The organism is Streptomyces mobaraensis, assembly GCF_020099395.1.
Taxonomy (GTDB): domain Bacteria; phylum Actinomycetota; class Actinomycetes; order Streptomycetales; family Streptomycetaceae; genus Streptomyces.
This window is the reverse complement of the sequence record NZ_CP083590.1, coordinates 463,118-482,579: the sequence shown is the minus strand read 5'-3', so window position 1 is coordinate 482,579 and position 19,462 is coordinate 463,118. Positions and strand designations below refer to the sequence as shown.

Sequence of the window (19,462 nt, the reverse complement as noted above, 5' to 3'; positions counted from 1 at the left end):
CGTTTCCCCCGGCGATTTATAAGGTGAGCGGGCGGAATCACCCGGGGTCCCTGAGGCCCCGGGGCCATGGGGGTGGGGATCATGAATGTTTCGGGGACGCTGGGGACGGGGATCGGCTGGCGGCCGGAGATCGCGGACGACATCGCGGCGCTGCCCGGCGTCGACTGGGTCGAGGTGGTGGCCGAGAACCTGTGCCCCGGCCACCTGCCCGAGCCGCTGCGCCGGCTGCGCGCCCGCGGCCTGCCGGTCGTGCCGCACGGCGTCTCGCTCGGACTGGGCGGCGCCGAGCGGCCCGACCTCGCCCGGCTCGCCGCCCTCGCCGACCTCGCGGAGGCCCTCGGCTCTCCGCTGGTGAGCGAGCACATCGCCTTCGTGCGGTCCGGCGGCGGGCTGCTGCCGTCCCACCGCCTGGAGGCCGGGCACCTGCTGCCCGTCCCGCGCACCCGCGACGCCCTCGACGTCCTCTGCGCCAACGTCCGGCTGGCCCAGGAGGCCCTGCCGGTACCGCTCGCCCTGGAGAACATCGCCGGCTACCTGGCCTGGCCCGACGAGGACTTCACCGAAGGCGAGTTCCTCGCCGAACTCGTCGCACGGACCGGCGTACGGCTGCTCGTCGACGTCGCCAACCTGCACACCAACCACGTCAACCGCGGCGAGGACCCGTCCCGCGCGCTCGACGAGCTGCCGGTGGAGGCCATCGCCTACGTCCACGTGGCCGGCGGCCACGAACGCGACGGCGTGTGGCACGACACCCACGCCCACCCCGTCGGCCCGCCCGTCCTCGACGTCCTCGCCGACCTGTGCTCCCGCGTCACCCCGCCCGGCGTCCTGCTGGAACGGGACGACGACTTCCCCTCGGCGGACGGCCTGGCGGCCGAACTCGCCGCCGTCCGCGCCGCGACCGCCCGGACGGGCAGCCGTGTCCGATGACCTCGACGCCGCCCGCCGGCGGCTCGCCCGCGCCCAGCACGACCTGCTCTCCGCCCTCGTCGAGGACACCCCGCCGCCACCCGGCTTCGACCCGGCCCGGCTGGCACTCCAGCGCGACGTGCTGCTGACCAAGCGCCTGCGCGTCGTCGCCAAGGTGGCCCCGGAACTCGCTGGCGTCCTCGGCGACCGGTACCGGCCGCTGTTCCTCGCCTACGCCACGGGCCGGCCCCAGGCGCACGGCTACCGGCGCGACGCCCGGGACTTCGCCCGCCACCTGCTGCGCACCACGGCGGTCGCAGGCGAGCCGGCCCGGCGGCTGGCGGAGTGGTCGGCCGCGGCGGAGGAGACCACCCGGCCGGGGCCACTGCGCCGCCTCACCGCGGCCCTGTCCACCCGGCGTACGAAAGGCGGCGACCGATGATCCTCCTGCTCCTGGTGGCGGTGCTGACCGTCGTCGCCCCCTCCGTCTGGATACTGCGCCTGTGGTACCTCGGTTACGGTGATCTCGCGCCCGGGATCGAACTCGACCGGCTCGACCTCGCCTACCTGACCGGCGGCGCGGGCCGCGTCGCGGACACCGTGATCACCGCGATGCGGCAGGACGGGCGCGTCACCGTGAACGGCGGCCGGGTCACGGTCGTCAGCCCCGCCTCGCGCGACGCCCTCGAACGCGCGCTGCTGCGGCACTGCGGCAACGACTGGGCCCGCTCGCTGCGGAAGCTCCGCCGCGCCCTGCGCGAGGACCCGGCCGTGGCGGACCTGCACCGGTCGCTGGTCGAACGGGGCGTGCTGCTGCGGCCGGACGTCCGGCGCTGGTGGCGCCGGGCGATGTGGATCCAGCTGCCCGGGCTGCCGGTCACCGGCGTCCTCGCCCTGGCGCTGTTCCAGCCCGCCTCGATGGCGGCCCTCATCCTGGTGATGCTGGGCGTCGTCGCGCGGGTCGGGTGCCGGCCGCAGAAGACGCTGATGCCCTTCACCCGGGAGGGACGCCGACTGGCGCGGGAGCGGATCCGGACGGCCCCCTGGAACGAGCCCGACCCGGCCCGCCACCCGGAGGGCGCCGCGGGCGTGGTCGCCGTCGGCGGGACGGGCGCGCTGCCCGACGGCGGGCTGCGCCGGGAGTTCGAACGGGCCGCCCAGCAGGAACCGGTGCCCTCCCGGCGGTGGTGGAACGGCCGGGGGCGCGGGGGCTCCTCGGGCTCCGGCACGGCCACTTCCCCGTCGTCTGGGTCGTCCTCGTCGTCCTCGTCGTCCTCGTCGTGGTCCTGCGGCGCGGTGCTCGTCGTCGGCGCCTCCTGCGACAGCGGCACCTCGCGGGACTCCGGCGGCTCGGCCGGGCACACCGGCGGACTGCTGTGCTCGTCCGGTTCCGGCTGTTCGTCCTCCGACTCCTCGTCCGGGTCGAGCTGTTCGTCGAGCAGCTGCTCGTCGTCGAGTTGCAGCAGCAGTAGCTGCTCGTGACGCGCCGGGTCACGGCCGCCGGCGCCGAGCCGCTCGGCCTGGCCGGGGGCCGGCCACGTGCCGGGCCGGGCACGCCGGGTGGGAGCGGCCGCCGGGCGGCCCCGGCCCCGAGGCCGCGGCCTTCCGGGCGTCGGCCCGGGCCGGGGACGGGATCACAGCACCCGGTACTCCTCGTCGCGGACGTCCGTGACCAGCATGTGCCCGGGCGCGTGGGTGATCGCGAACGGCGGCGCGGAGGCCGCCAGGGCGGCCTGCGGTGTGACGCCGCAGGCCCAGAAGACGGGCACGTCTCCCTCGTGGGCGGCGCAGGGGTCGCCGAAGTCCGGCCGCGCGAGGTCGGCGATGCCCAGCTCCGCCGGGTCGCCCGCGTGCACGGGCGCGCCGTGCACGGCGGGCATCAGCGCGGTCAGCCGGTGCGCGGTCGCGACCAGGCCGGCGGGGACCGGGCGCATGGACACCACGAGCGGCCCGCGGAGCCGGCCGGCCGGGCGGCACTGACGGTTCGTCACGTACATGGCGACGTTGCGGCCCTGCTCGACGTGGCGCAGCGGCACGCCCGCCGCGCGCAGGGCGCCCTCGAAGGTGAAGCTGCACCCGATGAGGAACGCGACGAGGTCGTCCCGCCAGACGTCGGTGGCGTCGGTGGGTTCGGCCACCGGCCGGCCGTCGCGCCAGACGCGGTACCTGGGCAGGTCGGTCCGCAGGTCGGCGCCCGGGGCGAGCGGGGTGGTGACGCCGCCCGGCTCGGTGACGTCGAGGACCGGGCAGGGCCGCGGGTTGCGCTGGGCGAAGAGGAGGACGTCGTACGCCCAGTCGGCCGGGACGGCGATCAGGTTGGCCTGGGTGTGGCCGTCCGCCCAGCCCGCGGTGGGCTCGGCGCGGCCGGCGCGGAACGCGGCCCGGGCCGCGGCGGGGGTGGTGGCGTGCGGGGACGTGCGCATGGACACCTCGCCGGTGTGGGGGGCGGTGGTGTCAGACGACGATAGGGATTGTTGAACAACGAGGCAAGGGGGCGCACAGGCGCGGGAGTTGGGGCTACCGGCGGATCATCTGCGTCGCCTGTTCGTCCACTGCGGCCGCCCCCGGGTCCGGCCTGCGGGCCGCGTGGCTGATCTTGAGGAGGAGGCCGACGAGCACCCAGGTGGCGACCTGGGACGAGCCGCCGGAGGCGAGGAACGGCAGCGCCTTGCCGGTGAGCGGGATCAGGCCGGTGACCCCGCCGGCGACCACGAACACCTGGAGCGCGAGGGCCCCCGACAGCCCGGTGGCGAGCAGGGTGCCGAACGCGTCGCGGGCGCCGAGGGCCGTGCGGAAACCGCGCTCGACGAGGAGGGCGTAGAGCAGCAGGACGGCCATCAGGCCGGCGAGACCCAGCTCCTCGCCGACGGTGGTGAGGATGAAGTCGCTGCGGCCGGCGAAGCCGATGAGGTCGGAGTGGCCGCTGCCGAGCCCGGTGCCCAGGACGCCGCCGCTGCCGAAGCTGAAGAGGGCCTGGGCGGACTGGTCGGAGACGATGCCCGGCGGGCGGGGCGTGTCCCAGTAGGCCATCGGGTGCAGCCAGGCCGAGACGCGGCCCTTCACATGCGGTTCGAGGCTGCCGACCACGGCGGCGCCCGCGGCGAACATCAGCAGGCCCGACACCACCCAGCCGCCGCGCTCGGTGGCGGCGTACAGCATGATCACGAACAGGCCGAAGAAGATGAGCGACGTGCCCAGGTCCCGTTCGAAGACGAGGACCAGCAGGCTCAGCAGCCACACGGCGGCGATCGGTCCGAACTGCCGCCCCCGGGGCAGCGGGAAGCCCAGGACGCGGCGGCCGGTCAGGGCCAGGGCGTCCTTGTGCTGGGTCAGATATCCGGCGAAGAAGACGGCGATGCCGATCTTGACGAACTCGCCCGGCTGGAACGAGAGCGCGCCCAGCCGGATCCAGCGTTTGGCGCCGTAGGTGTCCGCTCCGAAGAACGCCGGCGCCATCAGCAGCACCAGCGCGCCGAACACCATCACGTACGTGTACCGCCGCAGATGGCGGTGGTCCTTGAGCAGCGCGGGCACGGCGACGCAGACGGCGACGCCGATCACGCTCCACAGCCGCTGGTTCCCCTCGGTCGGGGAGGCGTGGAACCGGATGGCGTACGAGACGTCCAGGCGTTGCAGCAGGACCAGCCCCAGCCCGCTCAGCGCCACCGCCAGGGGCAGGATCAGCGGATCGGCGTACGGCGCGAACCGGCGGACCATCAGGTGCCCGGCCCCGGCGACGGCCGCCAGCCCGGCCGCGTACGGGACCAGGTCGCCCGGCAGCCGGTCCGCCGTGGCCAGTCCCACGCAGGCGTGGCCGAACAGGGTGAGCAGCACCGCGAAGCCGAGCAGCAGCAGTTCCGCCCGGCGCGCGGGTGGCGCCTCCGGCCTCGCCTGCCTCATGGCCCTCCTGCCTGTCGCGCCCATGCGTCCCTCGGCTTCCGTGTGACCGTCGTGACCGTCGTCGTGGGGCGTGGCGGTGCCGCGCCCTCCGGGGAAGAGGCCGTCGAGGGCCGAAGGGTTGCCGGACCGGTGGTGGAGGACCCCGGCGTCTGTCATGTCAGGGGTGGTTGAAGGAGCGGCCATTTACGGCCGTTGTGCGCGGGGCCGGGTACGTGCCGGTGGCCTGTGCCGGTGGCCGCCGGCCGGCCGGGCGGCGGCCGTGACCTCCGCGAAGGGCGGGCGGCGGCTCGGTGTGGAGGGTGCCGCCCTGGGGTGGGGGAGGCGTCGCGGGGTGACCGGTTTCCCGTGCGTCCCAGGGGTGTCGGCGGGCGCCGTCCCTTGTAGCCGGACGGGAGCGGTCCGATACTCGCCTCACGTTTGGCATGGACGCGACGACCACCCTCTCGGCGGGTGGCATACCGTCACTTCCGGCCCTTCGCCTACCTCCGGGCCCGCCGCACCACGGCGGGCACACCCCCCTCACAGGAGGTCGAGTTGACTACACGACGCACACGCGCGCGCCACGCCGCCCTGGCCGCGACCGCCGCGGCCGTCATGACGGCGACCGCCCTCGGCGCCCAGGGCGCGGGCGCGGCCCCCGCGCCGGACCCCACCCCGCTGACGGACACCCAGGCCGGCGCCCTCGCCCACCGGATCACCCACGACCTCGGCGACCGGACCGCCGGCGCCTACTACGACGCCTCGGCCCGGAAACTGGTCGTCAACGTCGTCGACGCGAAGACCGCCGCCGCGGTACGGGCGGCCGGCGCCGAACCGCGCACGGTCACCCGCTCGGCCGCACGACTCGCCGGGGCCACGAAGACCCTGGACGCCCAGGCCCGGATCCCCGGCACCGCCTGGGCGGTCGACCCGCGCACCAACCGGGTCGTCGTCAAGGCCGACAGCACCGTGCGCGGCGAGCGGCTCGCGCGGCTCGACAAGGTCGTCGCCTCCCTCGGCGACGCCGCGACCCTCCGGCGGGTGCCCGGCGCCTTCCGGCCGACCCTCGCCGGCGGCGACGCCATCTGGGCCCCGCGGGCCCGCTGCTCCCTCGGCTTCAACGTCACCAAGAACGGACAGGCGCACTTCCTGACCGCCGGACACTGCGGCAACATCTCGTCCACCTGGTCCGACCGGCAGGGCGGCGCCACCATCGGCAGGACGGTGACGTCCGTCTTCCCCGGCCACGACTACGCCCTCGTCAGATACACGGCGAACATCGCCCACCCCAGCGCCGTCGACCTCTACGACGGCGGACAGCAGACCATCACCGGCGCCGCCGAGGCCGCCGTGGGCCAGTCGGTGCGGCGCAGCGGCAGCACCACGGGGGTGTACGGCGGCCAGGTCACCGGGCTCGACGCCACCGTCAACTACCAGGAGGGCTCCGTCACCGGGATGATCGACACCACCGTCTGCGCCGAGCCGGGCGACAGCGGCGGCGCCCTGTTCGCCGACTCGTCCGCCGTCGGCCTCACCTCCGGGGGCAGCGGCGACTGCTCGTCCGGCGGCGAGACGTTCTTCCAGCCCGTCACCGACGCGCTGAGCGCCCTCGGGGCCCAGCTGCCCTGACGACGGGCGCGGGACGGCCCCGGGCGCGCCCTTCCGGCGCCCGGGGCCGTCCTCGCGGTGCGTCGGCCGTCAGATGGCGGCCGTGTCCGTCAGATGGTGGCCGTGTCGATGACGAACCGGAAGCGGACGTCACCGGCCAGCACCCGCTCGTAGGCCTCGTTGACCCGCGCGGCGTCGATCACCTCGACCTCGGCGGCGATGCCGTGCTCGGCGCAGAAGTCCAGCGTCTCCTGCGTCTCGGGGATGCCGCCGATCATCGAGCCGGCGAGCGACTTGCGGTGGGTGATCAGGGCGAACGGCGAGACGGCCAGCGGCTTCTCCGGACCGCCGAGCTGGACCATGGTGCCGCCCGGCCGCAGCAGGCCCAGGTAGGCGTCCAGGTCCAGGTCGGCCGAGACGGTGTTGACGATCAGGTCGAAGGTGCCGGCCAGCTCCTCGAAGGTGGCCGGGTCGGAGGTGGCCCGGTAGTGGTCCGCGCCCAGCCGCAGGCCGTCCTCCTTCTTGCGCAGCGACTGGCTGAGGACGGTGACCTCGGCGCCCATCGCGTCCGCGATCCGCACCCCGAGGTGGCCGAGGCCGCCCAGGCCGACGATCGCGACCTTCTTGCCCGGGCCCGCCTGCCAGTGGGCGAGCGGGGAGTAGAGCGTCACGCCCGCGCAGAGCAGCGGGGCGGCGGTGTCCAGCGGGATGGCGTCGGGGATCCGGAGGACGTACTCCTCGTCCACGACGACGTGGGTCGAGTAGCCGCCCTGCGTCTGCTCGCCGTCCCGGCCGGTGGCGGCGTAGGTGCCGATCATGCCGGTCTCGCCCGTGCAGTACTGCTGGAGTCCGGCCCGGCAGTTGTCACAGGTGCGGCAGGAGTCCACGAAGCAGCCCACGCCGACCCGGTCCCCGACGGCGTACCGGGTGACCTCGGCGCCGACCGCGGCGACGACGCCGGCGATCTCGTGGCCGGGGACGATCGGGTAGACGCGGTCTCCCCAGTCGCCCTGGACGGTGTGGATGTCGGAGTGGCAGATGCCCGCGTACTTGATTTCGATGAGGATGTCGTGCGCCCCCAGGGCGCGGCGGGTGACGGTGGTCTTGACGAGGGGGGCCTTCGGGGCCGGTGCGGCGTACGCGGCGACGGTCATGCTGTTCATGCCCTCGATCATGCGAGCCCGCGCGGCACCCAGCCAGAACCCCGTTCAACGTAGGCTCGCGGTGCCTACCACTGGCAGGGCCACCCTGGGGCGTGGGCCGCCCGCCTCGGGACGGCGCGCACAGGTAATCGACTCCTCACTTGATGGGATGGGATCCGGTCACGGGGCGGGTCGTACCTCTGCGGTACGTGCTCCTCTGGTACTCCCCAGCGCCGGCGCGTGCCGGTGCGCCGCAGCGGCATCGGAGGTACCGAAATGGTTCGCTCAATGCTCAGAAGGCTGTGGAAACCGGCCCTCGCGTCGGCGGTGGCACTCTCGGGGTGCCTGCTCACCACCCCCGCCCCGGCCGCGCCCCGCGCGGCGGCCGTACCCTCGGGCGACTACTGCGCCCCGACCGAGAGCCTCTACGGCGGTGGCAGCTACACGTACACCGATGTGCAGGTGTGCCTGCACGTGGGAAGCTACTCCGACCACTCCGACGACGCGGTACGGGTGAGCACCCGCAACAACACCTACTACTGGGGTGGCGCCTGGTACAGCGCCAGCCCCGACCACCCGGCCGACTGGACCGGCGAGGGTTCGTTCACCAAGGACGGCACCGAGCACTGGTTCGGGTCGCACCGGACGCAGGTCGCGCGTGAGCTGTCGGACGACACCAACCAGAACCCCTTCTCCTGCGGGACGTACACCGTCGCCTTCAGGTTCCGCCAGAAGGGTCCCTACTGGACCGCCGACGGGAACGACATCAACCTGGGCGAGCGCTCGTACCAGATCTCTCTGCCCTGTTAGCGGGCCGGCGCCCGCTCCCCGGCGGCCACCGTGCCGGGCGGGAGCGGGCGTCACTGCCGGTAATGTCCCGGCCCTGGCTAGGGTGGGGGAGTGACAACCAAAGTGACAGAGCTCAGCGAGTTCCTCCGCTCCCGCCGTGCCCGGCTGCGGCCGGAGGACGTGGGGCTGACGCCCTTCGGCGGGCGGCGGCGGGTGCCGGGGCTGCGGCGCGAGGAGCTGGCCCAGGTCGCGGGGGTCAGCGTCGCCTACTACACCCGGCTCGAACAGGGGCGGGGGCAGAACGTGTCGACGTCGGTGCTGGACGCCATCGCCGACGCGCTCCGGCTGGACACGGCCGAACGGCACCACCTGCACAAGCTCGCCCGCCCGGAGAACCGGCCGCGGCGCCCCGCCGACCGGCCGCAGCGCGTCCGGCCCGCCGTGCGGCACCTGCTGGACTCCATGGAGAACGTGCCGGCGCACGTGCTGGGCCGGCGGCTGGACGTCCTCGCCTGGAACCGGATGAACACCGCGCTGCTGGGCGACTTCGGCGCGCTGCCGCCGCAGCGGCGCAACATGGCCTGGATGGTCTTCCTCGACCCGGCGGTCCGGGAGCTCTACGCGGACTGGGAGGGCAAGGCGTCCGACATCGTCGCGCTGCTCCGCTCGCACGCCGGCTGCTACCCCGACGACCCCGCCCTCGCCTCGCTGATCGGCGAACTGTCCATGAAGAGCCCGGAGTTCCGGAAGCTGTGGGCCGCGCACGACGTCCGCGACAAGTGCTTCGGGATCAAGGAGCTGCGCCACCCCGTCGTCGGCCCGCTGACCCTCGCCTGCGAGACGCTGGTGCTGCCCGTGGACCAGGACCAGCGGGTGGTGACGTACCACGCGGAGCCGGGCTCGGCGTCCGCCGAGTCGCTGCGGCTGCTGGCCAGCTGGACCCTGGAGGCGGCCGGTGGCGGCGGCACGGCGGCGCCCGCCGAGGGGCGCGACGCCGTGTCCGGCGAACGCTGACCGGTCAGCCGGCCCACCCGGTCAGCCGGCCCACTTGCCCGACGTGAAGACCAGGGTGAGCACGGTCGCCAGGGGGGCCGCCACCGTCAGGTAGGCGGCGCGGATCCACGGCCGGCGCACGCTCGCCACGGCCAGCGCGACCCAGAGCGGCCACCACAGCAGGGTGGCCCGGGGGACCGACATGTACCAGTACGAGGTGCCCAGCGCCCACAGGCTCAGCCCGATGTACACCGCCTCCGGCCACTGCCGCCGCCGCACCAGCAGGGCCAGCAGCAGCACCCCGACCGCCATGGCGAGCAGCTCCGCCTGGAACATCGCGGCGTAGGCGGTGGGATTGGTGTGCGAGAAGGCGCCGTCCCAGGTGTGCCACCACGCCTCCCACGGCGTGTGGAACTGCCGGTACCAGCCGCGCTCCTGCGCGTGCTTCCAGGCCATCCAGTCGCCCGTGTGCGCCTGGAGGTACCAGCCGTAGGCCAGGGCCGGCAGGGCGGGGAGCGCGAGCCAGGGGGCCGGGCGCCACCGGCGGTGCTCACGTCCGGACTCCCGCGCGGCGACCAGGAACCGGACGACGAGGGCCGCCGCCAGGAAGAGGCCGCTGATGCGGACGGTCGTGGCCAGGGCGCCCAGGGCGGCGGCGAGCGCCCAGCGGTTCCGCTCGGCGGCCAGCCAGGCCGGCAGGGCGAAGGCCAGGAACAGGGCCTCCGTGTAGCCGGCGGCCAGGAACACCGCGCACGGCGACACCAGCAGGAACAGCGCGGCGCGCGGCCCCGCCCGTTCCCCGGCCTCCGCCGGGAGGCGCAGCCGCGCGATCCGGGAGAGCGCCACGGCGGCCACCGCGCCGGCCGCGAAGGAGACCAGCAGGCCGGCCAGCGGCCAGCTCGGCACCACCGTGTGCACGGCCCGCAGGATCATCGGCAGGCCGGGGAAGAACGCCTCCCGGTTGTCCGGATGGGCCGAGCCGGGGGCACCGGGCTCGGCGAAGTAGCCGTGTTCGGCGATCCGCCGGAAGAAGTCCCAGTCCCAGCGCGCCCACAGCGACAGGAACGACGGAGCCCGCCGGGCCTCGGGGTCCGAGGGGAACAGCCAGGCGCCGCAGTAGCCGGTGATCAGGACGGCGATCCTGGTGAGCGCGTAGAACCCGAGCACGGCCCGGTCCGCGGCGTCCAGCCGGTCGAGCCGCAGGAACCGGACCGCGGCGGCCGGCGGGCCGGGGCGGCGGCCCGGACCGCGCTCCCCGGGCGGCCGCTCCGCCGCCTCCTCCACTGGGCACCGCCTCCCGGGCGGTGCCTTGGGTATCGGTATCCGGGCCATGCTGGGGCGCCTCCTGGCGAGCGGTATCGAGCGTAGGGAACGCCACAGCACATCACAGACGCCACACCCCTCCCAAGCCGCGCCCCGGCCGGCTACCCCGCCCCGGCCTCCCGCAGCGCCCCCAGCCCGTCCAGCAGCAGGGCCAGCCCGAACTCGAAACGGCTGTCCATGTCGGGACCGGTGAGCTCCCCGGCCAGCGCGACCAGGTGCGGATACCGCTCGGCGGGCAGCGCGGCCAGCCGCTCCCGCGCCTCCTCGACGGCCTCGGCGGGCGTCGCCCCGCGCTCCTCGGCGGCCGACATGGGCACGGCCTCGTGCAGCACGAACCCCTGCACCCAGATCACGACGGTGTACGCGCCGAGCGCCGTCTCCGCCGGCCCGAAGCCGAGCCGGCGCAGCATCCCGAACGTCTCCTCCAGCGGCCCGAGAGCCCGCGCCCCGGGGGCGAAGCGCCCGGCGAGCACCCGCACGGCACCCGCGTGCGCCAGCAGGTGCGCCCGCAGCCGCCGCGTGGCGGTGGCGAGACAGCGGCGCCAGTCGTCGGGGGAGGCGACGAGGCCGGGCGGGAGCGGGACGTAGCCCTCCCAGAGGGCGTCGGCGGCGAGGTCGAGGAGTTCTTCCTTGTTCTGGACGTGCCAGTAGAGGGAGGCCGCCTGAACGCCCACCTCGGCGGCCACCTTCCGCATCGTCAGGCCCTTGGGGCCCTCCCGCTCCAGCAGCCGCAGTGCGGCATCGGCCAGGTCCTCCCTGGTCAGAGAGGCGTTTCCGGCCGTCCGGCGCCCTGCCATGCTCCCCGCCTTCCACTCGACGGCTTGCAATCTAACATCGTTAGGCCCAGGCTAACGATGTTAGGGAACATCTAACGTTGTTAGGGGATGGATGTGGGCAAGAAACCTCCGGTGCGTGCGGGACTCGTGCTGCTGACCCTCTGCTCCGGCCTCTTCATGGCCATGCTGGACAACCTCGTCGTGACCACGGCCCTGCCTGCCATCGGCGCGGAGCTGCGGAGCGGGACGGCCGGACTCCAGTGGGTGGTGGAGGGGTACGCCCTGGTCTACGCCGCCCTGCTGCTCGGCGGCGGGGCGCTGGGCGACCGGTGGGGGAGGCGGCCGGTCTACCTCGCGGGGCTCGCCCTGTTCACCGCGGGCTCCGCGCTCTGCGCGCTCGCCGGGAGCCTCGGCGTCCTGGTCGCGGGGCGGGCGGTGCAGGGGTGCGGGGCGGCCCTGCTGACCCCGGGATCACTCGCCATCGTGCGGCACGTTTTCACCGGGGACAACGAACGCGCCCGGGCGATCGGCGTCTGGAGCGGGGTCTCCGGCTCGGGGCTGGCCCTCGGGCCCGTCGTCGGAGGGCCGCTGGTCGACCACTTCGGCTGGGCGAGCGTCTTCTGGGTCAACGTGCCGGTCGGCGTCGTCGGCCTGGTGCTCGCCGCCCGGGTGCTGCCGGACGTCCCGCGGACCGCGCGCCGGGCCGACCCGGCCGGTCAGGCGACCGTCGCGCTCGGGCTCGGCGCCCTGGTGTACGCGCTGGTGGAAGGGCCCGTCCGGGGCTGGGACGACGGACGGGTGGCCGGGGCCGGTGCCGTGGCGCTGCTCGGACTGGCCGCGTTCGTGGCCGTCGAACGGCGGGTCGCGGCGCCGATGGCGGACCTGCGCCTGCTGGCCGACAGGACCGCCGGCACGGCCGCCTGGGCCGGGTTCGCCGTCAGCTTCGGGTTCTTCGGCCTCGGGACCTTCCTCAGCCTCCACCTCCAGTACGTCCTGGGCCTGTCGCCCACCGAGGCGGGCTGGGCCATGGCGCCCTGCACCCTGGCCACCGCCGTCGCCTCGGTCGCGGCCGGGCGGCTGTGCGCCCGGTACGGGCCGCGCCCGCCGCTCGCCGCCGGTCTGCTTCTCGTCGCGGCGTCCCTCGCCGCGTTCGCCCGGTACGGGCCCGACGCCCGCGTCGCGGACTTCGGCTGGCTCCTGGGCGTCCTCGGCGTCGGCCTCGGCCTCGTCTTCACCCCCGTCTCCGTCGCCGTGCTGGGCGCGGTCCCGCCCGAGCGGGCCGGTATGGCCTCGGCCACGGCGAGCATGGCCCGCGAGGTGGGCGGTGTGGCCGGAGTGGCCGTCATGGGCGCGGTGCTGACGGCCCGTTTCGAGGCCGTGCTGCGCGACCGGCTGCCTCCGGGCGGCGGGACCGACGCGGCCGCGCTGGCCCACGCGGTCACGGCCGGCGGCGGACGGGGGCTCGGGCGGGCCGGTGGTGCCGGGGACGGGATCGGACGGACCGTCAACCAGGCCTTCGTGGCCGGGCTGCACCTCGCCGCGCTGGTTTCGGCGGGCGTGCTGGCCGGGGTCGCGGTGGTCGTCGTGGTGGTGATGCGGCGGCCTCGGGGTGACATCGGGGGCCGAGCGGCCGGGGCGCTGGTGCGCCGGTCCTGACGGCCCGCTAGTGTTCCCCGAACGGAAGCCGGAACCACACGCGTTCACCCCTTCTCGGGGCCGCGGGAGAGAACGAGTGGGTCCGGACGCGGCGGAGGGAACCCCCGGCGGGGGTACGCCCTCTCCCCAACCGGAATCGTGCAGAGGTGGACACAACCCGAATGCGGGGACAGTTGATGACAGAGAGAGTCGCACAGCGGCGGTCGTCGGGCGTGCGGAAGGCGGCCGGGAAGGCGGCGGTGGTGCTGGCGGCCGGGGTCGTGGCCGCGGGCGCCGCGTGGCCGGCCGAGGCAGCCCCGGCGGTACGGACCGCGTCCGCGAAACCCGACTGCGGCGGTTTCCGCGCGTCCGCCGCGCCGGCGGCGCCCGCCGCCGACCAGGCCCAGGCGCCGGAGGTGCCGCCCACCGTGGCCGGCAGCGGCGCGCTCTCCTACTCCGTCGCCTCCGCCCAGGCCCCCATCGGCCTGTGGTCCAAGGCCGGGCTGACCCTGCGCACCCCCGTCGCCAAGGGCACCGCCCGCCTCGACGTCAGCAGCCGCGGGTTCAGCACCGACTCGGTGACGGTCCAGCGCTACGAGCCCGCCAAGCACGCCTGGGTGGACCTCGACAGCCGCTCCGGCGGCGGCAGCTGGCCGCACCGCGGCACGTTCACCTTCCCGGTCTCCGCCCCCAAGGCGAGCGCCCAGCACCCGTACGCCGTGGCGCTGCGGTTCCAGGACCTCGACAGCCCCGGCACCCTCACCGTCAACGCGTCCGTCGCCGACGGCCGGGGCCACACCTACCGGGCGCCGGTCCGCACCGTGACCGCCACCCGGCCGCAGGTCTCCGTCACCGGCTGGGCGAACGGCACCGCGAAGCTGACGCGCGGCGGCGCGGCGCAGCCGTTCACCATCACCGTGCGCAACACCACCAACCGTGCCTACCCGGCGCTGAACGTCAACTACTTCGCCTACGGCGCCGGCAAGCGGCACGCGCTGACCCCGAAGGACCTGGTCCTCCAGCAGTACCGGCCGGGCCGCGGCTGGGAGAAGGTCGCCCTGACGGCCGGCGGCTGCGACCCGGGCATGGGCGCCGCGCTGCTCCCGAACCGGACCGCCCTCGCCCCCGGCGCCAAGGCCGTCTACCGGCTGCGGCTGGCCGTCGCCGGGTCCGCGCCCAAGGACGTGGTCACGGCGGACAGCGGGTTCTCGGTGAGCAACGGCGACCAGTCGTTCGCGAACAAGCGGCTGCCCTTCACCATTCGCGCCGGCAAGTAGCGCGCGGAGACGGCAGTCGAGGAGCCGCCCGGGGACATCCCGGGCGGCTCCGCCGGTTTTCGGCGGGAAAAAGAGCGGGCAAAAGGTAGCGTTCGGAGCGTCACATCCGAAATGTCCGAACCTCGGGAACCGGTCATGCTCAAGGGATTCAAGAACTTCGTCATGCGCGGCGACATCGTCGTCGTCGCGGTCGGCCTGATCATCGCGCTGGCGCTGAGCACCCTCATCAAGGCGTTCACCGACTTCGTGATCAACCCGATCATCGCCAGCCTGCAGGGCGGCCGCTCGCTCGGCCTCGGCTGGCAGCTCGGCCGGGCCGGGAACAAGGCCACCTACCTCGACCTCGGCGCCTTCATCTCCGCGGCCATTTACTTCCTCATCTTCATGGCCGTCGTCTACTTCTTCATCGTCCTCCCGTACCGGCACGTCCAGGCCCGCCGCGGCGTCGTCGTCTTCGACGAGCCGGGCCCCCTGCGGATCTGCCCGTCCTGCCTCTCCGAGGACCTCCCGGCCGCCGCCACCCGGTGCCGCCACTGCTGCGCCGACCTTCCGGCGGCGGGCGGACGGGCACACCCCTGACGCCGCCCGGATGTCGCGGGAAGAGGGCGGCCCGCGGTGTTCGGGCATTCCCCCGGCCGCCCGGAAATGGCGGACCCGCCATTTCCGGGCGACGGACGCGGGAATTCCGTGCGGAAGTCCCCGCTTTCCGCCGGGCGGGGATTTCCGTCGGAAGGGCCGACTCGCCGTCGCTCACCGGCCCTGTTCGGGGCCGCGGTACCGGGGGCGTGCCCCCGCCGATCGGCCGAGCGGAATTCCCGGAAACCGGCGGTCGCCGCCCGCGGACGCTTAACCGCCACGGCCCGCGGGAACAATCAGTCCGGCCTCGATTCGTGCGGATCGCGAGAACCGCCGAACCGCACCGAGCAACGGGATGAATCCGTATGGACACGAACGCCGCACCGGACGCTCCCGGCCCGCCGCCGGAGGACGCGGCCGACCTGGGGCGGTGGGCGCTGGCCCAGTTCCCCATCGGGATCGCCGTCTACGACCGGGACAACCGGCTGGTGACCGCCAACGACGAGATGGTCCGGCTGAGCGGCCTGAGCCGTGACGGCCTCACCGGCCGCCGCCTCGACGAGCTGCTCCCCGGACCACCTTTCGAGGAGTTCGCCCGCATCGGCGACGAGGTCCTCCGCACCGGCCGGGCCGTCCGCGCCGACAACTACTTCGTGTCCCCCGGCGACGGCCGCGAACGCGCCTGGGCCAGCTTCTTCACCCCGATCAAGGACGCCGACGGCCGCACCCGAGGGCTCTCCCTCGCCGCCCTGGACGTCACCGCCGAGTACCGCGCGCGGCAGCGGCTCGCCCTCGTCAACGACGCCGGCGCCCGGATCGGCACCACCCTGGACATGGACCGCACCGCCGCGGAGCTCGCCGAGTCCACCGTCGGCCGGTTCGCCGACTTCGTCGCGGTCGACCTGCTCCCGGACGGCATCGGCTCCGACGGGGAGGCCGGGCGGCCCGGTCCCGGCGAGCCCGTCGAGCTGCGCCGCACCGCCCGGCGCTGGAGCGTCCCCGAGGACTCGGCCGACCCCGCCGCCCCCGTCTCATCGGACGGCACCTACCGCTGCCCGCCGCACTCGCCGCCCGCCCTCGCCCTCGCCTCCGGCAAACCCGCCCGCCACCGCGGCGACGAACCGGCCGTCCGCTCCTGGGCCGGGGACTCGCCCACGCTGCCGCCCGCCGTGCGCGCCCGCGGCGTCGGCTCCCTCCTCGTCGTACCGCTCGCCGCGCACGACACCGTCTCCGGGCTGGCCCTGTTCGTCCGGCACCCGGACTCCGAGCCGTTCGACGACCACGACCTGCTGCTCGCCGAGGAGATCACCGCCCGCGCCGCCGTCTGCGTCGAGAACGCCCGGCGGTACGCGCGCGAACGCGCCGTCGCCCTGACCCTCCAGCGCAGCCTGCTGCCCGCGCGGCTGCCCGGGCACGCGGCCGTGGAGGTCACCTCCCGCTATCTGCCCGCCACCGCGCAGGCCGGCCTCGGCGGCGACTGGTACGACGTGATCCCGCTCTCCGGGGCCCGGGTCGCGCTCGTCGTCGGCGACGTCGTCGGGCACGGGCTCCAGGCGTCCGCCACCATGGGCCGGCTGCGCGCGGCCGTCCGCACCCTGGCCGACATCGACCTGCCCCCCGACGAACTCCTCACCCACCTCGACGACCTCGTCGTCCAGCTGGCCCAGGACCGGGCGGCCCAGGCGCGGGACGGCGACGCCGGCGACGAGGCGGGGGAGACGGACGCGTCCTGCCTCTACGCGGTGTACGACCCGGTCTCCCGCCGGCTCGTCGCCGCGAGCGCCGACCACCCGCCGCCCGTCCTGGTGACCCCCGACGGCACCGCCCGCTTCCTGGAGCTGCCTCCCGGGCCGGCGCTGGGCGTCGGCGGGCTGCCGTTCGAGTCGCTGGAGGTGGAGGTGCCGGAGGGCAGCCTGCTCGCGCTGTACACCGACGGGCTGGTGGAGGGACGCGGCTCCGGTTCCGCGTCCGGCCGCGACGCCGGTTCCGGTGCCGGCTCCGACGGGGACGGCGGCCGGCTGCTGCGGCGGACCCTGGCCCGGCCCGCCGCGGAGCTGGAGCGGGTCTGCGACGACGTCCTCGCCGCCCTCCTCCCGGAGCGCCCCGCCGACGACGTCGCCCTGCTGCTGGCCCGCACCAGGGCGCTGGCGGCCGACCGGGTGAGCACCTGGGAGCTGACGGACCACCCCGCGTCGGTGGCCGACGCCCGCAAGCGCGTCGCCGGGCAACTCGCCGCGTGGGGGCTGGAGGAGCTCGCCTTCACCACGGAACTCGTCGTCAGCGAGCTGGTCACCAACGCCATCCGGCACGCCGCGCCGCCCATCCGGCTCCGGCTGATCCGGGACGGCGCGCTGATCTGCGAGGTGTCCGACGCCAGCAGCACGTCGCCGCGGATGCGCCGGGCCCGGGCCTTCGACGAGGGCGGCCGGGGGCTGCTGCTGGTCGCCCAGCTCTGCCGGCGGTGGGGGACGCGGTTCACCGCCGCCGGCAAGACGATCTGGGCGGAGCAGCCGCTGTCACCGGCGGCCTGACGCGGGGAGGGCGCGCGGGAGGCGGTGCCGGGCGGCGTCTCCCGTACGCCCTCCCGCGGCCCGGTCAGTGCCGGACGACCTGGTAACTGAGAGCCGGGAAGGAGAAGTTCGCCCAGCTCAGGGTGCCGAGCCCGAAGTACCAGTCGTTCGGCCGGTCGGGGAGCCCGGTGCGGCAGTCGCGGTTGTAGTACACCTTGATGTCCGCGGTGGTGAAGTTCACGGCGGACCGCGCCGGTTCGGCGAGGTTGTGGCACGTGGTGTCCGTGATGTCGACCGGGGCCTGTCTGCCGGTCAGATCGCTCCCGGCGGCGAAATACGCCACTTCGGCGTGCGGGAAGTCGACCGCGGCGGCCGGCTGGGCGAGCCCCGCGCCCAGCAACAGCGCGGCGCCGGAGAGTGCGGCGGCGCCACCGGTCAGCAGCTTCTTCCGTAACGTGGTCATGGGATCACTCCGTTTCGGGGTCGCGGACATGTTTTTCACGACGCCGCCGCGCAACTCCCGTCCGCGGCTTGGCGCTCGTGGTCATTGCATCTTCAAAGAGTTCGCTTCAGGGCGTCAACAGCCATCTGACTGAACTCCGTTCGACGCGCGGCATCCGGCCAGAATGGACCCGCGCCCCCGGCACGGCCGAGGCCGCGGCGACCCGCCGGCCCGCGGCGGGCGAGGAAGGAGAGCACGTGCCGACGTACGAGACCCGGCAGCACCCCGCGGCGGCCCCGCCCGGCCGGCGGGCCGTGGTGGCCGCCGCCCTGCTGGCCGCCGTCGCCGGACCGGCGGCGCGGGCCGCGGCGGCGGTCCCCGGCCGCCCTCAGGCGGGCCCGGCGCCGCTCCGGCTGCCCGCGCCCACCGGCCCGTACGCGATCGGTACGGCCGCGCTGCACCTGACCGACAGCGCCCGGCCGGACCCCTGGCGGCGCGACCGGAGGCGCGAGGTGATGGTGAGCTTCTGGTACCCGGCGGTTCCCGGGACGGGCGGCGCGGAGCCGGCGCCGCACATGGAGCCCGCGGCGGCGGTCCACTTCGGCGGGGAGGACGGCATGGCCGCCCTCAACTACCGGGTACCGCCCGGGAGCACGGACTGGCGGGAGACGCGGAGCCACGCCCGCCCCGGCGCCCGGGTGCTGCCCGGCGGCCCCCGGCCGGTCGTGCTCTGGTCGTCCGGGACCGGCGACCCGCGCACCTGGGGCACCGGCCTCGTCGAGGAACTGGCCTCGCGCGGCTACGTGGTGGTCACCATCGATCACACCTACGAGGCGTCCGAGGTCCTGTTCCCGGACGGGGCGCTCGCGGTGTCCGTCCTCCCCGCGCTGATGAAGCGGCCGAATCCGGACCTCGCGGCCCTCACCCGCCGGTCGATGGAGGCCAGGGTGGGCGACGTGCCGTTCGTGCTGGACCGGCTGCACGCGCTCCGGCGCGGCGGCCGTACGGCGGCGGAGCGCGCGCTCCCGCGCGGGCTGGCGGAGGCGCTGGACCTGTCGAGGACCGGCATGGCCGGGCACTCCGGGGGCGGTTTCACGGCGGCCCAGGCCCTGTGCGACGACACCCGGCTGGTCACCGGGATCAACCTCGACGGGCAGATGCACTTCCCGACCAAGGCCGACGGGTCGGGCGTCGAGCTGGGAGCGGTGGCCGAGAAGGGGCTCGACCGCCCGTTCCTGCTGATCGGTTCGGCCGCGGACGTGGCCGACAACCGGCCGGGGTGGGACGCGCTCGTCCGGCACAGCCGGGGACACGTCCGGCGGCTGATCGTCCACGACACCGCCCACGGCGCGTTCACCGACGCCGCCGCGCTGCTGCCGCGCCTGGCCGAACGCGGCACGCTGTCCCGGGAGACGGTGACGGAGCTCCTCGGGGCGCTGTCGGCGGGGCGGTCGATCGCCATCACCCGGGCGCTCGTCACGGCCTTCCTCGACCGGCGGCTGCGCGACCGGGACGCCCGGCCCGGGGACGTGCCGACGGACCCGTTCCCCGAGGTGGAACGGGTCCGGTGAGCGCGCGGGCCCCCGGCCGGTCCTTGGGTTCT

At 75.0% G+C, this 19,462-nt stretch carries 15 protein-coding genes and 1 pseudogene; 10 read left to right on the top strand and 6 right to left on the bottom strand.

Translation table 11 applies throughout. The features are described 5' to 3' along the window. Positions 1–81: 81 nt before the first annotated feature. A pseudogene (locus tag K7I03_RS01810) lies at positions 82–1,351 on the top strand (DUF692 domain-containing protein). Next, entirely contained in the window at positions 1,348–2,391 is a 1,044-nt protein-coding gene (locus tag K7I03_RS01805) for a TIGR04222 domain-containing membrane protein (RefSeq protein WP_185945556.1), read from the top strand. The pseudogene K7I03_RS01810 and the gene K7I03_RS01805 overlap by 4 nt, the downstream one beginning before the upstream one ends. A gap of 152 nt (positions 2,392–2,543) precedes the next feature. Here the strand turns inward: K7I03_RS01805 and K7I03_RS01800 are convergent, their stop codons facing one another. Continuing rightward, positions 2,544–3,332, bottom strand: coding sequence for a putative hydro-lyase (locus tag K7I03_RS01800; protein WP_185945601.1), 789 nt, complete (start codon positions 3,330–3,332; stop codon positions 2,544–2,546). Positions 3,333–3,426: 94 nt separating this feature from the next. Continuing rightward, positions 3,427–4,809, bottom strand: coding sequence for an FtsW/RodA/SpoVE family cell cycle protein (locus tag K7I03_RS01795; RefSeq protein WP_185945555.1), 1,383 nt, complete (start codon positions 4,807–4,809; stop codon positions 3,427–3,429). Positions 4,810–5,343: 534 nt separating this feature from the next. Here K7I03_RS01795 and K7I03_RS01790 point away from each other — a divergent pair. Beyond that, positions 5,344–6,417 (top strand): S1 family peptidase, encoded by a 1,074-nt coding sequence (locus K7I03_RS01790; RefSeq protein WP_224346816.1) that lies wholly within the window; start codon positions 5,344–5,346, stop codon positions 6,415–6,417. 89 nt (positions 6,418–6,506) lie between these two features. Here the strand turns inward: K7I03_RS01790 and K7I03_RS01785 are convergent, their stop codons facing one another. Then, positions 6,507–7,559, bottom strand: coding sequence for an NAD(P)-dependent alcohol dehydrogenase (locus K7I03_RS01785; RefSeq protein WP_274390166.1), 1,053 nt, complete (start codon positions 7,557–7,559; stop codon positions 6,507–6,509). Positions 7,560–7,826: 267 nt separating this feature from the next. Here K7I03_RS01785 and K7I03_RS01780 point away from each other — a divergent pair, with 267 nt between their 5' ends. Next, positions 7,827–8,348, top strand: a complete 522-nt coding sequence (locus K7I03_RS01780; protein WP_185945554.1) for a hypothetical protein — start codon at positions 7,827–7,829, stop codon at positions 8,346–8,348. 90 nt (positions 8,349–8,438) lie between these two features. Continuing rightward, complete coding sequence (locus K7I03_RS01775; RefSeq protein ID WP_224346815.1) at positions 8,439–9,341, top strand: helix-turn-helix domain-containing protein; 903 nt, start codon at positions 8,439–8,441, stop codon at positions 9,339–9,341. Positions 9,342–9,362: 21 nt separating this feature from the next. Here the strand turns inward: K7I03_RS01775 and K7I03_RS01770 are convergent, their stop codons facing one another. Beyond that, positions 9,363–10,652: a mannosyltransferase family protein gene (locus K7I03_RS01770; RefSeq protein WP_221903583.1), complete on the bottom strand. Its 1,290-nt coding sequence runs from the start codon at positions 10,650–10,652 to the stop codon at positions 9,363–9,365. A 92-nt stretch (positions 10,653–10,744) separates the two neighbouring features. Then, a complete protein-coding gene (locus K7I03_RS01765) occupies positions 10,745–11,440 on the bottom strand; it encodes a TetR/AcrR family transcriptional regulator C-terminal domain-containing protein (RefSeq protein WP_185945552.1) in 696 nt (231 codons plus the stop codon). Positions 11,441–11,551: 111 nt separating this feature from the next. Here K7I03_RS01765 and K7I03_RS01760 point away from each other — a divergent pair, with 111 nt between their 5' ends. The 4 genes from K7I03_RS01760 (at position 11,552) to K7I03_RS01745 (ending at position 17,438) form a co-directional block, all read left to right on the top strand. Continuing rightward, positions 11,552–13,075, top strand: a complete 1,524-nt coding sequence (locus K7I03_RS01760) for an MFS transporter (RefSeq protein WP_224346814.1) — start codon at positions 11,552–11,554, stop codon at positions 13,073–13,075. Positions 13,076–13,251: 176 nt separating this feature from the next. Then, positions 13,252–14,331, top strand: coding sequence for a hypothetical protein (locus tag K7I03_RS01755; RefSeq protein ID WP_221903581.1), 1,080 nt, complete (start codon positions 13,252–13,254; stop codon positions 14,329–14,331). A 135-nt stretch (positions 14,332–14,466) separates the two neighbouring features. Beyond that, on the top strand, positions 14,467–14,910 hold the full coding sequence (locus K7I03_RS01750; RefSeq protein ID WP_185945550.1) for a large conductance mechanosensitive channel protein MscL: 444 nt from the start codon (positions 14,467–14,469) through the stop codon (positions 14,908–14,910). Between the two features lie 362 nt (positions 14,911–15,272). After that, entirely contained in the window at positions 15,273–17,438 is a 2,166-nt protein-coding gene (locus K7I03_RS01745) for an ATP-binding SpoIIE family protein phosphatase (protein WP_185945549.1), read from the top strand. A gap of 64 nt (positions 17,439–17,502) precedes the next feature. On the opposite strand, the gene K7I03_RS01740 is transcribed toward K7I03_RS01745, so the two are convergent. Beyond that, a complete protein-coding gene (locus K7I03_RS01740; protein ID WP_224346813.1) occupies positions 17,503–17,880 on the bottom strand; it encodes a hypothetical protein in 378 nt (125 codons plus the stop codon). A gap of 236 nt (positions 17,881–18,116) precedes the next feature. On the opposite strand from K7I03_RS01740, the gene K7I03_RS01735 reads away from it, so the two are divergent. After that, complete coding sequence (locus tag K7I03_RS01735) at positions 18,117–19,430, top strand: alpha/beta hydrolase (protein ID WP_185945547.1); 1,314 nt, start codon at positions 18,117–18,119, stop codon at positions 19,428–19,430. The last annotated feature ends 32 nt before the right edge of the window (positions 19,431–19,462 follow it).